This is a genomic window from Parafrankia sp. BMG5.11, assembly GCF_004337455.1.
Genome location: NZ_SJXI01000037.1, coordinates 147,757 through 161,992, shown reverse-complemented (window position 1 = coordinate 161,992; position 14,236 = coordinate 147,757). Strand labels below are relative to the sequence as shown.

14 protein-coding genes are annotated in these 14,236 nt (G+C 74.1%); 10 read left to right on the top strand and 4 right to left on the bottom strand.

The annotated features are described in order from the left end of the window. Positions 1-29: 29 nt before the first annotated feature. From ppk2 to E0504_RS25855, 4 genes are all read left to right on the top strand, one after another. Positions 30-1,004, top strand: coding sequence for a polyphosphate kinase 2 (gene ppk2 / locus E0504_RS25870; RefSeq protein ID WP_112108596.1), 975 nt, complete (start codon positions 30-32; stop codon positions 1,002-1,004). Between the two features lie 300 nt (positions 1,005-1,304). Beyond that, positions 1,305-2,219, top strand: coding sequence for a cyclopropane-fatty-acyl-phospholipid synthase family protein (locus tag E0504_RS25865; RefSeq protein WP_112108595.1), 915 nt, complete (start codon positions 1,305-1,307; stop codon positions 2,217-2,219). Positions 2,220-2,324: 105 nt separating this feature from the next. Beyond that, a complete protein-coding gene (locus tag E0504_RS53540) occupies positions 2,325-3,935 on the top strand; it encodes a hypothetical protein (RefSeq protein ID WP_131626006.1) in 1,611 nt (536 codons plus the stop codon). A gap of 111 nt (positions 3,936-4,046) precedes the next feature. After that, positions 4,047-4,835: a YqjF family protein gene (locus E0504_RS25855; protein WP_131626005.1), complete on the top strand. Its 789-nt coding sequence runs from the start codon at positions 4,047-4,049 to the stop codon at positions 4,833-4,835. A gap of 2 nt (positions 4,836-4,837) precedes the next feature. Here E0504_RS25855 and E0504_RS25850 read toward each other — a convergent pair whose 3' ends face one another. Then, positions 4,838-5,575, bottom strand: coding sequence for an O-methyltransferase (locus tag E0504_RS25850; protein WP_112105758.1), 738 nt, complete (start codon positions 5,573-5,575; stop codon positions 4,838-4,840). A 123-nt stretch (positions 5,576-5,698) separates the two neighbouring features. Between E0504_RS25850 and hisD the strand changes: the two genes are divergently transcribed. From hisD to hisH, 4 genes are all read left to right on the top strand, one after another. Then, positions 5,699-6,994: a histidinol dehydrogenase gene (hisD, locus tag E0504_RS25845; protein WP_200835238.1), complete on the top strand. Its 1,296-nt coding sequence runs from the start codon at positions 5,699-5,701 to the stop codon at positions 6,992-6,994. Beyond that, a complete protein-coding gene (locus E0504_RS25840) occupies positions 6,991-8,352 on the top strand; it encodes a histidinol-phosphate transaminase (RefSeq protein WP_112105756.1) in 1,362 nt (453 codons plus the stop codon). The genes hisD and E0504_RS25840 overlap by 4 nt, the downstream gene beginning before the upstream one ends. 137 nt (positions 8,353-8,489) lie before the next feature. After that, positions 8,490-9,077, top strand: a complete 588-nt coding sequence (gene hisB / locus E0504_RS25835) for an imidazoleglycerol-phosphate dehydratase HisB (protein WP_020459523.1) — start codon at positions 8,490-8,492, stop codon at positions 9,075-9,077. After that, complete coding sequence (hisH, locus tag E0504_RS25830) at positions 9,074-9,688, top strand: imidazole glycerol phosphate synthase subunit HisH (RefSeq protein WP_071065631.1); 615 nt, start codon at positions 9,074-9,076, stop codon at positions 9,686-9,688. Before hisB ends, hisH begins: the two co-directional genes overlap by 4 nt. A gap of 60 nt (positions 9,689-9,748) precedes the next feature. Here the strand turns inward: hisH and E0504_RS25825 are convergent, their stop codons facing one another. From E0504_RS25825 to E0504_RS25815, 3 genes are read right to left on the bottom strand one after another with little or no spacing between them, the layout of a single operon-like run. Continuing rightward, on the bottom strand, positions 9,749-10,723 hold the full coding sequence (locus E0504_RS25825; protein ID WP_112105755.1) for an ATP-binding cassette domain-containing protein: 975 nt from the start codon (positions 10,721-10,723) through the stop codon (positions 9,749-9,751). A gap of 5 nt (positions 10,724-10,728) precedes the next feature. After that, entirely contained in the window at positions 10,729-11,670 is a 942-nt protein-coding gene (locus tag E0504_RS25820) for an ABC transporter permease (protein WP_112105754.1), read from the bottom strand. Positions 11,671-11,673: 3 nt separating this feature from the next. After that, a complete protein-coding gene (locus E0504_RS25815) occupies positions 11,674-12,558 on the bottom strand; it encodes an ABC-2 family transporter protein (protein WP_112105753.1) in 885 nt (294 codons plus the stop codon). A gap of 110 nt (positions 12,559-12,668) precedes the next feature. Between E0504_RS25815 and priA the strand changes: the two genes are divergently transcribed. Beyond that, positions 12,669-13,406 carry a bifunctional 1-(5-phosphoribosyl)-5-((5-phosphoribosylamino)methylideneamino)imidazole-4-carboxamide isomerase/phosphoribosylanthranilate isomerase PriA gene (gene priA / locus E0504_RS25810; RefSeq protein WP_112105752.1) on the top strand — a complete coding sequence of 246 codons (738 nt, stop codon included), beginning with the start codon at positions 12,669-12,671 and terminating at the stop codon, positions 13,404-13,406. Then, complete coding sequence (gene hisF, locus E0504_RS25805) at positions 13,403-14,167, top strand: imidazole glycerol phosphate synthase subunit HisF (RefSeq protein WP_071065627.1); 765 nt, start codon at positions 13,403-13,405, stop codon at positions 14,165-14,167. Before priA ends, hisF begins: the two co-directional genes overlap by 4 nt. Positions 14,168-14,236 lie beyond the last annotated feature (69 nt).

The following is a 14,236-nucleotide window of genomic DNA, read 5'->3' as shown; positions in this document are numbered from 1 at the left end:
ACGGCCCGCTACCGCCACCGGAGGCTGCCATGAGTGACCTGACCACCGCGACTCCTGGTCTGCGTGCCGCCGCCGAGGCGCCGCCCGGCGTGCTCCCGGTCGAGTACCTGGGCGCGGACGTCCGCTCGCTGACGGTCGTCGAGGAGGACGCCGACGACGCGATCCTGCTCCGGCCCGACGGGACGACCATCGACACCTGGCGGGAGAACTACCCGTACGCGCAGCGGCTCTCCCGCGACGAGTACGAGCGGGACAAGCGGCTGCTGCAGATCGAGCTGCTGAAGCTGCAGTACTGGGTGAAGGACACCGGGCAGCGGCTCGTCCTCGTCTTCGAGGGGCGCGACGCGGCCGGCAAGGGCGGCACCATCAAGCGGTTCACCGAACATCTCAACCCGCGCGGCGCCCGGGTCGTCGCGTTGGAGAAGCCGACCGAGACCGAGCGCGGGACCTGGTACTTCCAGCGGTACATCGCCCACCTGCCCACCGCCGGCGAGATCGTCATGTTCGACCGCTCCTGGTACAACCGGGCCGGGGTCGAGCGGGTGATGGGCTTCTGCTCCCCGGAGGAGTACCGGGAGTTCCTCCGCCAGGCGCCCGAGCTGGAGCGGATGCTCGTCCGCAGCGGCATTCACCTCGTCAAACTGTGGTTCTCGGTCTCCCGCCGGGAGCAGCAGACGCGGTTCCTCATCCGTCAGATCGACCCGGTGCGGCAGTGGAAGCTCAGCCCGGTCGACCTCGCGGCGCTCGACCGGTGGGACGACTACACCGAGGCCAAGGAATCGATGTTCTTCTACACCGACATCCCCGAGGCCCCGTGGACGGTCATCAAGAGCAACGACAAGAAGCGGGCCCGGCTCGAGGCGATGCGGTACGTCCTTTCCCGGCTGGACTACCCCGGCCGGGACGAGTCGGTCATCGGCCGCCCCGACGAGCGGATCGTCGGCGCGGCCGCCGGGCTGCTGGAGCCCGGCGAGCAGGCAGACCGCCAGTTCCCGAAGCTCTGACCGTATTGGCGCTCGGCTGTGGCTGGCGCTGTAGCCGATCCCGCCGACACCCGGCGAGGGTGTGCCGACCAGGCGGGTGTTCCGACACCGCGCGCCGCCGGCCGGAAAATAACTTTGACGGTTCGTGACGGGCTGGCCTACAGTGACCGCGGCAGCGCCGGAAACACACAGCCGGCGCCGACAGTGGAGGAAGCCATGGCTGCCCGGGAACAGTCCCGGGCTTCCGGAGGTCACCCGTCGACCCGGCGCGGTGGCGCTCAGCGCTGACCGCGGGACGCGGCGCGTGACTCCTGGTGCCCGGTGACATATGTCGTCACCCTGCAGAGCACCAGCAAGGAGATCTCGGCGTTGTCCGCACATTCTTCTGTTTCTTCTTCCTCCACTCAGCTCACCGACCAGACCGGCGAACCCTCGCCCGAGTGGTTCACCGAGTTCTTCACCGAACTGCCGAACGAGTTCTGGCGCCGCGCGGCGACGCCGGAGATGACCGCCGCCGACGTCGACTTCGTCGAGACGCGCCTCGGGCTCGCGCCGGGGTCGCGGATCATCGACGTCCCGTGCGGAAGCGGCCGGCACAGCCTCGCGCTGGCGGAGCGCGGCCACCGGGTGACCGGCGTGGACCTGTCGGCGGAGGCGATCGAGCACGCCCGCCGCGCCGCCGCGGCCACGGGCACTGCCGTCGAGTTCGTTCTCGGGGACATGCGGGAGATCGCCCCGTCGGGCTCCTTCGACGCGGCGGTGTGCCTCGGTAACAGTTTCGGCTACCTCACCCCCGCGCAGACCGCGGAGTTCGTCCGTTCCCTCGCCGCGGCGGTGCGCCCCGGCGGGGGCCTCGTCCTCGACTTCGGCGCGACGGCGGAGTCCGTCCTGCCCGGCTTCACCGGCGAGGCGCGCGTCATGCGGACCGGTGACATCACGACGGAGGCGACGGTCGACTACGACGTGGCCCGCAGCCGGATGCTCAGCAGATACCGGTTCACCCGCGGTGACGACGTGCTGGACACCGCCGCCGTCCATCACGTCTACACGTGCGGGCATATCGGTGACCTGCTGGGCGCGGCGGGCTTCACCGACATCGGACGCCACTCCGATCCGGACGGCACGCCCTACCGGCTGGGCGCCGGGCGCCTGCTGGTCACCGCGCGCCGGGGCCGGCTACCCGCCGTCCCTTCGGGGCCTCAGCAGGTTATGGACACGGAGAGTAGTCGCTCCTAGGCTGCCGGTTGTCGACGGCTAGGCCGCCAGCCGCGACGGTGGGGGTCGTCGATGAGTGTGCCTGCGTGTCTGGAAGCCGTCCCGTCCGGTAGGCGGATGGTTGCGATGGGTGCGGTCCTGGCCGTCTTCCTGCTACTGATCGTGACGGTGGAGGTCCTGCTCGCGGGGGCCGCGGGGGCCGCGACGGGTCCCGCGGCCCCCGGTGTCCCCACAGCTGCCAGGGGGCCTGTCCTCACGGCCGGCCCCGCCGGCGGCGTGTCCGCTCCCGGCGCCGTTCCCCTGCCCGTTCCCGCCGGGAGGACGGTGGCGGCGCTGACCGCTCCCGGGTGCGGCTCGGGTCGGGTGGGCCACTCGCGCCTGCTGGTCGGCGAGAGCACCACCTTCGGCGGGTGCGGCTTCGCGCCGGGCACGCTCGTCGAGATCGCGGCCAACGGCGTCCCGTCGGACGCGACCACGGCGGACGCCGCGGGGAGGATCGCGGTCCCGGTCAGCTTCATGTCGCTGGGGACGAAGCTGCTCACCGCGACCGGCACCGGTGCCCCGCCGGCCGCGGCTCCGGTCGCCGCCCCGGGCGCGGTCCCGCTCCCGGCCACCGGCGTGCCGGCGGCGGCCGGGGCCACAGGGGTCCCGGCCGCGGGGACGTCCCCGCTCACCCTCACCGCGACGGTTCTCGTGGTCGGATCCCCGACGGGGGCGGACGATGACGCCGACAGCTCCGACTACGGGCACGGCGGACACAGGCCCCCGAAGGACAGCGGTAGCTCGGCCACCACGTCCACCACGCCCTCCGGGCTGACGCTGGGGGAGGTCATCGCGCTCCTGCAGCTTCTCCAGAGCCAGCAGAGAGCCACGGTGGTCTCCGACCGCGGCTCCATCCCGCGACTGGGCGGCCTGACCCTGGGCGATCTCGCGGGCGACGAGCTGGCGGCCGAGGAGGAGGTGGCGGCCGAGGAGGCGGCGGCCGCGGACGAGGCGGCCGTGGCGTCCGAACGGCGGCCCCCGGCGGCGTCCGCCGGCGCGGCCCCGGCCGAGTCCCCGGCTCCCGCTGCCGGCGGTGCGGCGGGTGGGACGCCCGGTGGGCCGGGCGGTGGGCCGGGCGGGACCGGGAAGGGCCAGGCCGGGGGTGAACTGCCGTTCACCGGGCTGTCGGGTATCTCGCTGACCGCCCTGGCCGGCGCGCTCCTCATCGGCGGGTTCTGGTGGATGCGCCGCCGCCGCGAGCAGTACTGGCGTCAGCCTCCGCCCGGCTTCGTCGGCCCGCCCTGGGCGCTCCGCGGTTGGCCGGACCCACCGTGGCCTGCCGCCCGCGCCTGGTCTGACGGCGGCTGGCCGGACGGCGGTTGGCCCGGTGGTGGCTGGCCGAGCGGTGGCTGGCCGAGCGGTCGCCGGCCCGGTGACGGTGGGGCGCCCGGCCCCGGCTGGCCCGGGGGCTGGTGGCCCGGCGGCTGGTGGCCCGGCGCGGCCGGTGGATTCGCCTCGCCGGGCGCTCCCAGGGGCGCATCCGGGCCGGGCACCTCCCGGCCGGACGGCTCCTGGCCGCGCGCGTCCGGCCCCGGCTCGCCGGACTCCGACTCGGAGGAGTCGGAGTTCCTCGAAGAGCCCGAGACTCTCGGTGAGGCCGGGCTTCTCGATGGGCCGGACCCCGATGGGCCGGAGCGCGGTGGGCCGGACCGCAGTGGGCCGGAGCGTCCCGGTGGAACCGGGGCGTCCTGGTGAGACGGAGCGTCCCGCTGACACGGGGTCGGGGCGCGGGTCTGGGGCCGGTCCCCGTTCGGGCCCGATGAGACATCCGGTGCGACCTGAGCCACCTGGTGCGACGATGTCGGTATGTGTCCGGATCATCCCGGCCTGCCGGATGGGCGCGACTGGTCGGACCGGCCTGTCGTCGAGCCCAGCTGCCCGTTCACCGTCGACCGGCCCACGATGACGCAGCGCTGGGAGCGGCTCACGTTCGTGCACTGGCCCGTCGATCCCGAGGCCGTCGGCCGGCTGCTGCCCCCCGAACTCGCCGCCGACACCTACGACGACCGGGCCTGGGTGAGTCTGGTGCCCTTCTACATGCGCGTCGCGACGCCCGGCGGGCGCGCCGTGCCCTGGGCGTCCCACTTCTGCGAGACGAATGTCCGGACCTACGTCGTGGACCGGCGGGGCCGGCGCGGGATCTGGTTCTTCTCCCTGGAGGCCGCCCGGCTCGGCGCGGTGCTGGTGGCGCGCAACGGCTTCCGCCTGCCGTACCTCTGGGCCTCGATGACGCTCACCGAGACCGGCGGGCCGTCCGGCGGGCCGAGCGAGATCCGGTACGAGTGCCGGCGCCGCTGGCCCGGCCCACGGGGTACCTCGAGCCGGGTGCGCATCCGGCTCGGCCCGCGCTACCAGCCCGGCGAGCTCGGCCCGCTCGACCACTTCCTCACGGCGCGCTGGATCGTGTTCAGCTCGACCGGATCGAGTCACCGCGCGGTGCGGGCCCACCACGAGCCCTGGCCGCTGTGGCGGGCCCACCCGGAGGAGATCGACGACGGTCTCGTCCGCGCCGCCGGCCTGCTGCCGCTGCCCGGCGAGCCACTGGCGCACTACTCATCCGGGGTCGACGTCCGGATCGGCCGTCCGGAACGGTAGGGCTACGGCAGCTTGCGGGCGATAGTCAGGCCGTCCGCGACGGGGAGCATGACCACCTGGACGCGGGGGTCGTCGGCCACCATCCGGTTGAACGCGCGCACGGCGACGGCGCTCGGCTCCGTCACGTCCGCGTCGAGGACCCGGCCGGACTGCAGGACGTTGTCGACGATGATCAGGCCGTTGGGCTTCATCCGGGGCAGCAGCAGCTCGTAGTAGGTGGGGTAGGAGGTCTTGTCGGCGTCGATGAAGGCCAGCTCGAAAACCGGCTCCGCCGGCAGCGCGGCCAGCGAGTCGGCGGCGGGCCCCAGCCGCAGCTCGATGCGGTCGCTCACCCCGGCGCGCTCCCAGTACCGGCGGGCGACGGACGTCCACTGCTCGCTGACGTCGAGGCACAGCAGTCGGCCGCCCGCGGGCAGGCCGCGGGCGATGCTCAGCGCGGAGTAGCCGGTGAACGTGCCGATCTCGATCGCCCGGGACGGCGCGAGGGCCGCGGTCAGGATCGTCAGCAGCGAGCCCTGCTCGGCGGGAATCTGCATCCGGGCGACGCTCCCGAGCGCCGCGGTCTCGGCCGCGAGGTCACTCAGGACGCCGTCAGGCGGGGAGCCGTGCTCCATCAGGTAGGCGTACAGCGGCCGCGCCAGGAAGCCCGACTTGCCGTCGTACCTGCCTGTGCCATTGGGGGAGGCGCCCGGATCGGGGGCGGCGTCCGAACTGGGGGCGGCGTCCGAACTGGAGCTCACCGCCGCAGGTTACCCCGCTCGGGCCGGGTCCCGGTGCCACCGCGCCCCGCGCCGTATCACGGTGTGGTATTCCCAAACAGTTCCACTGCTCGGACCGGCGGTCGGGCCGATACGCTCGTGGGCGTGCTCAGAAGGCTCGATCTGCGCTCCGCGCAGCCCACCACGTCGGACGTCCGTCGGCTCTTCCCGCGGGCGGCCGTGGACGTCGACGTCGCGATGGACGCGGTCCGCCCCGTCTGCGACGACGTGCGCGACCGTGGTGACGCGGCCGTCCTCGACGCCGCGGAGCGCTTCGACCGGGTCCGCCCGGCCGAGCTGCGGGTACCGGCCGACGCGCTCGCGAGCGCGCTCGCGGCCCTCGACCCGGCGGTCCGTGACGCGCTGACCGAGGCGATCCGCCGCGCGCGGCTGGTACACCGGGCCCAGCTCCGGGAGCCGGTGGTCGTCGAGGTGGCCCCCGGCACGAAGGTCACCGAGCGCTGGATCCCGGTCGGCCGGGTCGGCCTCTACGTGCCGGGCGGGCGGGTCGCCTACCCCAGCAGCGTGGTCATGAACGTCGTCCCCGCGCAGGAGGCCGGCGTCGCCTCGCTGGCGGTGGCCTCGCCGCCCCAGGTCGACAACGGCGGCCTGCCGCATCCGGTCGTGCTGGCCGCCTGCGCCCTGCTCGGGGTCGACGAGGTCTACGCGGCCGGCGGCGCCCAGGCCGTCGCGATGTTCGCGCACGGCACCGAGAGCTGCCCGGCCGTCGATGTCGTCACCGGCCCCGGCAATGTCTACGTCACCGCGGCGAAGCGGCTGCTGCGCGGGCTGGTCGGTGTCGACGCCGAGGCGGGCCCGACCGAGGTCGCCATCCTCGCCGACGGCTCGGCCCGCCCCGACTTCGTCGCCGCCGACCTGATCGCGCAGGCCGAGCACGACCCGATGGCCGCCTGCCTGCTGGTCACGACGTCGCCCGAGCTGGCCGACGCCGTCGACGTCGAGCTCGACAAGCAGGTCCCCGCCACCCGGCACCGGGAGCGGGTCACCGAGGCGCTGGCCGGCCAGGGCGCCGTGGCGATCGTCGCCGACGTCGACGCGGGTCTCGCGGTCGTCGACGCCTGGGCCGCCGAGCACCTGGAGATCCACACCGCGGACGCGGCGGGTGTCGCCGCCCGGGTGCGCAACGCGGGCGCGATCTTCGTCGGTGCCTACGCACCCGTCCCGCTCGGGGACTACCTCGCCGGCTCGAACCACGTCCTGCCCACCGGCGGCACCGCGCGGCACTCCAGTGGCCTCGCCGTGTCCGCCTTCCAGCGCCAGGTCCATGTCGTCGAGTGCGGCCCCGAGGCGCTCGCCGACATCGCGCCCCGCATCGCCGCGCTCGGCGGAGCCGAGGACCTGATCGCCCACGTCGACGCGGTGGAGGTACGGGCCCGATGACCGGGAACATCAGCGGAGCGGGCGACGCCGCCCCCTCGGGCGACAGCGCCGGCCCGGGTGACGGCGCCGGCCTGGGTGACGGCGCCGGGCCACCTGACGCCGCAGGTCCCAGCGGGGTGCTCCCGGGGGCGCCGGCCGGCCAGGGCGCGCCCGTCGGTGGCCGCGGGCGGCTGCGCTCCGCTGCGGCCACCCCGGCCGACCGTGCCCCGTGGCGGCCCGTCACCCTGGACGACCTGCCCCTGCGTGACGACCTGCGGGGGATGTCGCCCTACGGCGCGCCCCAGATCGACGTCCCGGTGCGGCTGAACACCAACGAGAACCCGCACCCGCCGTCCGCCGGGCTCGTGGATGCGCTCGGCAAGGCCGCGACCCTCGCCGCGACCGAGGCCAACCGCTATCCCGACCGGGAGGCCGAGGCTCTGCGCGCCGACCTGGCGTACTACCTGACCCCGGACGCCGGTTTCGGCGTGCACGCGGCCCAGGTGTGGGCGGCCAACGGGTCGAACGAGATCCTCCAGCAGCTCTGCCAGGCGTTCGGCGGTCCGGGGCGGGTGGCGGTGGGCTTCGAGCCGTCCTACTCGATGCACCGGCTGATCGCGCTGGCGACCGCCACCGGCTGGGTCGCCGAGTCCCGCGCGGCGGACTTCACCCTCGACGCCGACCGGGTCACCGCCGCGATCCGCCGGTACCGCCCGGCGCTGCTGTTCCTGTGCTCGCCGAACAACCCCACCGCCACCGCGCTCGGCGCGGAGGTCATCGCGGCCGCCTGCGACGCCATGGCCGAGGTCGGCTCGGGTGTCGTCGTGGTCGACGAGGCCTACGGCGAGTTCCGCCGGGCCGGCGTCCCCAGCGCGCTCACCCTGCTGCCCGACCACCCCCGGCTGGTCGTCACCCGGACGATGAGCAAGGCGTTCGCGCTGGCCGGCGCCAGGGTCGGCTACCTCGCGGCGCATCCGGCGGTTGTCGACGCGCTGCAGCTCGTCCGCCTGCCCTACCACCTGTCGTCGTTCACCCAGGCGGTCGCGCGCACCGCGCTCGCCCACGCCGACGAGCTGCTCGGCACGGTGGACGCGGTGAAGGCACAGCGCGACCTGCTCGTCCGGTCCCTGCCGGAGTTCGGCTGCGTGACCGCTCCGAGCGACGCCAACTTCGTGCTGTTCGGCCACTTCACCGACCAGCGCGCCGTGTGGCAGGGCCTGCTCGACGCCGGCGTGCTCGTCCGCGACGTCGGCCTCGACGGCTGGCTGCGGGTGACGGCCGGCCTGCCGAACGAGACGGAGTCCTTCCTCGACGCGCTGCGCCGGGTGCTGACCGCCCGCCCGGCCCTCCTGCGCGCCGCCGTGGAGATCAGCTCCTGACCGACCGGGCCGGACCGACCCGACCCGACCATCCGGACCGACCCGAACATCCGGACCGGTACGACCGCCCGGACCGACCAAACAGCCGGCCGGCCGGCCGGTCCAGCGCCGCACCAGTGGAGAACCCGAGGGAAACGATGGCACGCACCGCTCGCGTCGAGCGCAAGACCAAGGAGTCGCACGTCCTGATCGAGCTCGACCTCGACGGGACGGGCCTGGCGTCGGCGGAGACCGGCGTCCCGTTCTTCGACCACATGATGGAGCAGCTCGGCAAGCACGGAGGCTTCGACCTCACCGTGCGCACCGAGGGCGACCTGCACATCGACGCGCACCACACCGTCGAGGACACGGCCATCGCGTTCGGCACCGCGCTGCGCGAGGCGCTCGGCGACAAGGCGGGCATCCGCCGTTTCGGCGACGCGACCGTGCCGCTCGACGAGGCGCTGGTGCAGTCGGCCGTTGACCTCTCCGGCCGGCCCTACTGTGTGCACGTCGAGCCGGAGCTGGTCGGCCTGATCGGCACCTACGACACCACGCTCACCCGGCACATCTTCGAGTCGATCACCGCCTCGGCGCGGATCGCGCTGCACGTGCGGGTGCTGTCCGGGCGCAACGCCCACCACGTCGTCGAGGCGCAGTTCAAGTCGGTGGCCCGGGCCATGCGCGACGCGGTGGCGCTCGACGCGCGGGTCGCCGGCGTGCCGTCCACCAAGGGCGTGCTTTGAGCGGCCCGCGGCCGGACGTCGTCGTCCTCGACTACGGCTCGGGGAACCTGCGCTCGGCCGAGCGGGCGCTCGCCCGGGTCGGTGCCGAGGTGACGGTGACGGCGGATCTCGACGCCGCCCGGGCCGCCGACGGGCTCGTCGTCCCCGGGGTCGGCGCCTTCGCGGCGTGCATGGCGGGTGTGGATGCGGTCGGCGGCGGCGAGGTCGTGCGTGAGCGGCTGGCTGCCGGCCGACCGGTCCTCGGGATCTGCGTGGGCATGCAGATCCTCTACCAGCTCGGCGACGAGCACGGTGTGCGGACGGAGGGCCTCGGCGTGCTCGAGGGGAGCGTGCGCCGGCTGACGGCGCCGGTCCTGCCGCACATGGGCTGGAACGTCGTCACGCCCCCACCGGAGTCGGTCCTGTTCGAGGGCATCGACGCGGAGACGCGTTTCTACTTCGTGCACTCTTACGCGGCGGCGGCGCGGGCGGGTGACACCGTCGCCGAGCACGGCGAGGCGTTCGCCGCCGCGGTCGAGCGCGGACCGCTCGCGGCCACCCAGTTCCATCCGGAGAAGTCCGGCGACGCCGGTGCCCACGTCCTGCGGAACTGGCTGCGCACCCTGAGCTGACCACCTGCAGCGGCCAGCCGCCGCCGCCACAGGCGCAGGCGTCGGCTCCGGCCCTGTTGATCAGGGGGCGTCGGGGGCGAGTCGGTCGGTGGTGTAGAGGCGGGCGATGACGTCCTCGATCGCCGGCTCGCCGACCGAGAGGTCGACCAGCGGGTAGCGGGCCGCGATCTCGCTGACCAGCGGTGCCGCGCTGCCACCCGCCGGGAGCTCGAGCCACTGCCGGGCGCCGTGCACCCGCACGACGCGCGCCCCCTCGACGGTCATCGCCGGCAGCGGCTCGGCGAGGTCGACCCGCAGCGTCCGCGTGCCGCCGAGGCGCTCGCGCAGCGTCTCGAGCTCGCCGTCGAAGGCCAGCCGGCCATGGTCGATGACCATCACCCGCCGGCACAGCTGCTCGACGTCGGTCATGTCGTGGGTGGTGAGCACGATCGTCGTCCCCGCCTCGCGGTTGGTGCGTGCGAGGAACGCGCGGACCGCCGTCTTCGAGACGACGTCCAGGCCGATCGTCGGCTCGTCCAGGTAGACGATCTCCGGGTCGGGCAGGAAGGCGGCCGTGATGTTGCCGCGCATCCGCTGGCCGAGCGAGAGCTGCCGCACCGGGGTGTCGAGGATTGGCGCCAGCGCCAGCATCTCGACGAAATGCTCGAGATTGTTCCGGTATCGCGGCGCCGGGATCCGGTAGATGCGGCGGATCAGTTCGAAGCTGTCGCGTAGTGGCAGGTCCCACCACAGCTGCGAGCGCTGGCCGAAGACCACCCCGATGCGCCGGCTGAGCCGCAGGCGCTGCCGGGACGGGTCCAGCCCGGCCACCCGCAGCCGCCCACCGGACGGCGTCAGGATGCCGACCAGCATCTTGATGGTGGTGCTCTTGCCCGCGCCGTTCGGGCCGAGGTACCCGACGATCTCCCCGGCCCGGACCGTGAACGACAGGTCCGCGACGGCGTGGACGTCCACCCGTTCCCGGCGCATCCAGCCGGCCCGCCGCCGCAGGACGAACGTCTTGCTGACCCCCTCGACGTCGATGACGCCGGTCATGACACTCAGCTCCCGGTGCTGCGGTAGTGGCGGAGGCCGAGGCGCCAGGCCGTCCCGGCGAGCATGGCGGTGACCAGGGCAACGGCGGGGGACAGGAACCGGGTGAGCCCCGGCAGGCCGAACGGGTCGGGCCGGTCGAGCACGAACAGGGCCGGCTGCCAGTTCACGAAGGCGATCGGCAGCACCACGGTCATCAGCAGCGCCGTCCGGCGGCCGTAGACCGTCAGCGGGTACTGCGTCGCGAGCGCCGCGCCCTGCCGGACGGCGCCCACGGCGACGGACGCGTCCGGAGCGACGAACAGCACCGCCGCGGTGCCCACCGAGAGGCTCACACTGATCACGATCCCACTGATGATCATTAGTGGGAGGACGGCGATCCGGGCGGGGGTCCAGGGGACGTCCAGCGCGGTGAGGCTGATCACGAGGACGGCGGCGGGCTGCACCACCCGGCCCAGCCGCTGCGGGGAGAAGTCCGCGGTCGCGGCCTGCACGAGCACGCTGACGGGGCGGGTGAGCATCGGGTCCAGCTTGCCGTCCTTGATCGGCCAGCCGAGGCGGTCCAGCGGGCCGACCGCGGCCTCGGCGGCGGCGAAGGCGAGGGCCGACGTCCCGTAGAGGAAGGCGACCTCGGCGAGCGAGAAGCCGTCGAGGTCGGGCAGGTGGGCGAACACGATGCCGATCGCGGCGAGGTCCAGCACCGTCGCCGCCATCTCGACGAGGGTGTACAGGACGAGTGAGAGCCGGTACTGGGCCGTCGAGCGGAAGGCGGCGCCGACCAGCAGTAGGTAGTGGCCCGCCTCCGCCCGCACCAGCCCGAGCCGCCCGCCCACGCCGCTGTCGGCAACCGTCACGTGGGTGCCATTCACGTGGGTGCCGGTCGCCGTGGTGCCGGCAGTGCTGATGCCTGCGCCTGCGCCGGCGGTGGCCGCGGCCTCGTCCGTGGTCACCCGTCAGCCTCCCTGTACGACGAGGCGGCGCAGCGCGGCGGTCGTCAGGACGCGGCCGGCCAGGCACAGCAGCAGCGCCCAGACCGCCTGGTAGGCGAGGATCCGTTCCGGGCCGGCGGCCGCGCTCCCGAGGTATGCCGTGCCGCCGGCCGGCGACCCGAGGTAGAGGTCCATCGGCGCCTGGACGACGGCCCCGAACGGCAGGAACCCGGCGATCGTCCCGAGCACGCCGGGGAACAGCCCGAGGGGCAGCACGGCGCCGGAGAAGAACATCATCACGAGCGCGGCGACGGCCTGCACCCCCCGGTCGTCGGTCAGCCAGAACGCGCTGAGCGCGACCAGGTAGCGCAGGCCGAAGCTGACCAGGAGGGCCAGCACGAGACTCGCGGCGAACAGCGCTCCGGTGCCCGAGGACCGGGGGAGCCGCAGGTCGAACAGGAACGCTCCGACCACACCCGCGGGTATCGCGCGGGTGGTCAGGTACACCCCGGCCCGCCCGACCTCCAGGCCGAGCCACCACCGCTGGAACCCGACGGGCCGGACGACGTCGGTCTCGACGCCGCCGTCGCGCACCCGCCAGGCCAGGTCGACCATGCCGCCGAAGACGGCGAAGGTGCTGACGAGGGCCTGCCCGACCACGGTGAAGGTGACCGCCGCGGTGGCGTCGTAGCCGGCGAGCCCGGGCCGCTGTTCCCACACGGCCAGTGCCAGGTGGCCGCGCAGGACGGTCAGCACGATGTTGGAGATGACCGAGGCCGCGACCGTCGCCCGGTCGGTGACGTACCGGCGCGCGGCGGCGGACGCGATCGCGGCCCACATCCGCGCGCTGGCCACGGCCCGATCGGCTGCTCCCGGCATCGACGCCTGGTCCGCCGCGTCGAAGGTCATCGCCGACCACGCTAAAACGATCCGTGATCGGAGGATCCCCGGTTCCGTCAACTCGTGTGGTCCCTGTGGTGCGCATCCTCGATGGCCGGGGTGACCCGTAGGGTGGGGATGTGACGTTGACGCTGCTACCCGCGGTGGATGTGGCCGACGGCCTTGCCGTCCGCCTGGTCCAGGGCGAGGCCGGAACCGAGACCTCCTACGGCGACCCGCGCGAGGCGGCGCTGGCCTGGCAGCGCGACGGCGCCGAGTGGATCCATCTGGTCGACCTCGACGCGGCCTTCGGCCGCGGGTCCAACCGTGACCTGATCGCCGAGGTCGTCCGCTCCGTCGACGTGGCCGTGGAGCTCTCCGGCGGCATTCGGGACGACGACTCCCTCGACGCCGCGCTGGCCACCGGCGCGGCCCGGGTCAACATCGGCACGGCGGCGCTCGAGGACCCGGAGTGGGTGCGCAAGGCGATCGACCGGGTCGGCGACCGGATCGCCGTGGGCCTGGACGTCCGTGGCACCACCCTCGCCGCGCGGGGCTGGACGCGCGAGGGCGGCGAGCTCTACGAGGTGCTCGCACGGCTGGACGCCGACGGCTGCGCCCGCTACGTGCTCACCGACGTCCGCCGGGACGGGACCCTCACCGGCCCGAACGTCGAGCTGCTGCGGGCCGTGACGGCCGCGACGACCCGGCCGGTGGTCGCCAGCGGCGGCGTCTCCTCCCTGGAGGACCTGCGCGCGATCGCGACGGTGCCCGGTGTCGAGGGCGCCATTGTGGGCAAGGCGCTCTACGCCGGCGCGTTCACCCTGCCCGAGGCGCTCGCGGTCGCGGCGGAGGTGCCCGCGGCGGGCGCACCGTGACCGTCGCCGTCCGGGTGATCCCCTGCCTCGACGTCGACGGCGGGCGGGTCGTCAAGGGTGTGAACTTCACCGACCTGCGGGATGCGGGCGACCCGGTCGAGATGGCCCGGCTCTACGACGCCGAGGGCGCCGACGAGCTGACCTTCCTCGACATCACCGCGTCCAGCGGAAACCGGGAGACCACGTACGACATCGTCCGGCGCACGGCGGAGCAGGTCTTCATCCCGCTCACCGTCGGCGGCGGGGTGCGCTCGGTCGACGACGTCGACCGGCTGCTGCGCGCCGGCGCCGACAAGGTGGGGATCAACACCGCGGCCGTCGCCCGCCCGGAGCTGGTCCGCGAGTGCGCGCTGCGGTTCGGCAGCCAGTGCATCGTGCTCTCGGTGGACGCCCGTCGCTCCCGCGAGCCGGGCGGCCCCGCCTTCGAGGTGACCACCCACGGCGGGCGCCAGGGCACCGGCATCGACGCGGTCGCCTGGGCCGCGCGGGCCGTCGAGCTGGGCGCCGGCGAGATCCTGCTGAACTCGATGGACGCCGACGGCACCCAGGACGGCTACGACCTGGAAATGATCACATCGGTCCGCGCGGCGGTGAACGTCCCGGTGATCGCCAGCGGTGGCGCCGGCAGCCTCGACCACTTCGCCCCCGCGGTCGGCGCCGGCGCCGACGCCGTGCTGGCCGCCAGCGTCTTCCACTTCGGGCGGATGCGGATCTCCGAGGTGAAGAAGGTGCTGCGCGACGCCGCCATCGCGGTGCGCTGACGGCTGCGGGCAACGAGCGGCCGGCTTGCGGCGCTGACGGCTGCGGGGCCGGGCTGACGGCTGCGGCCG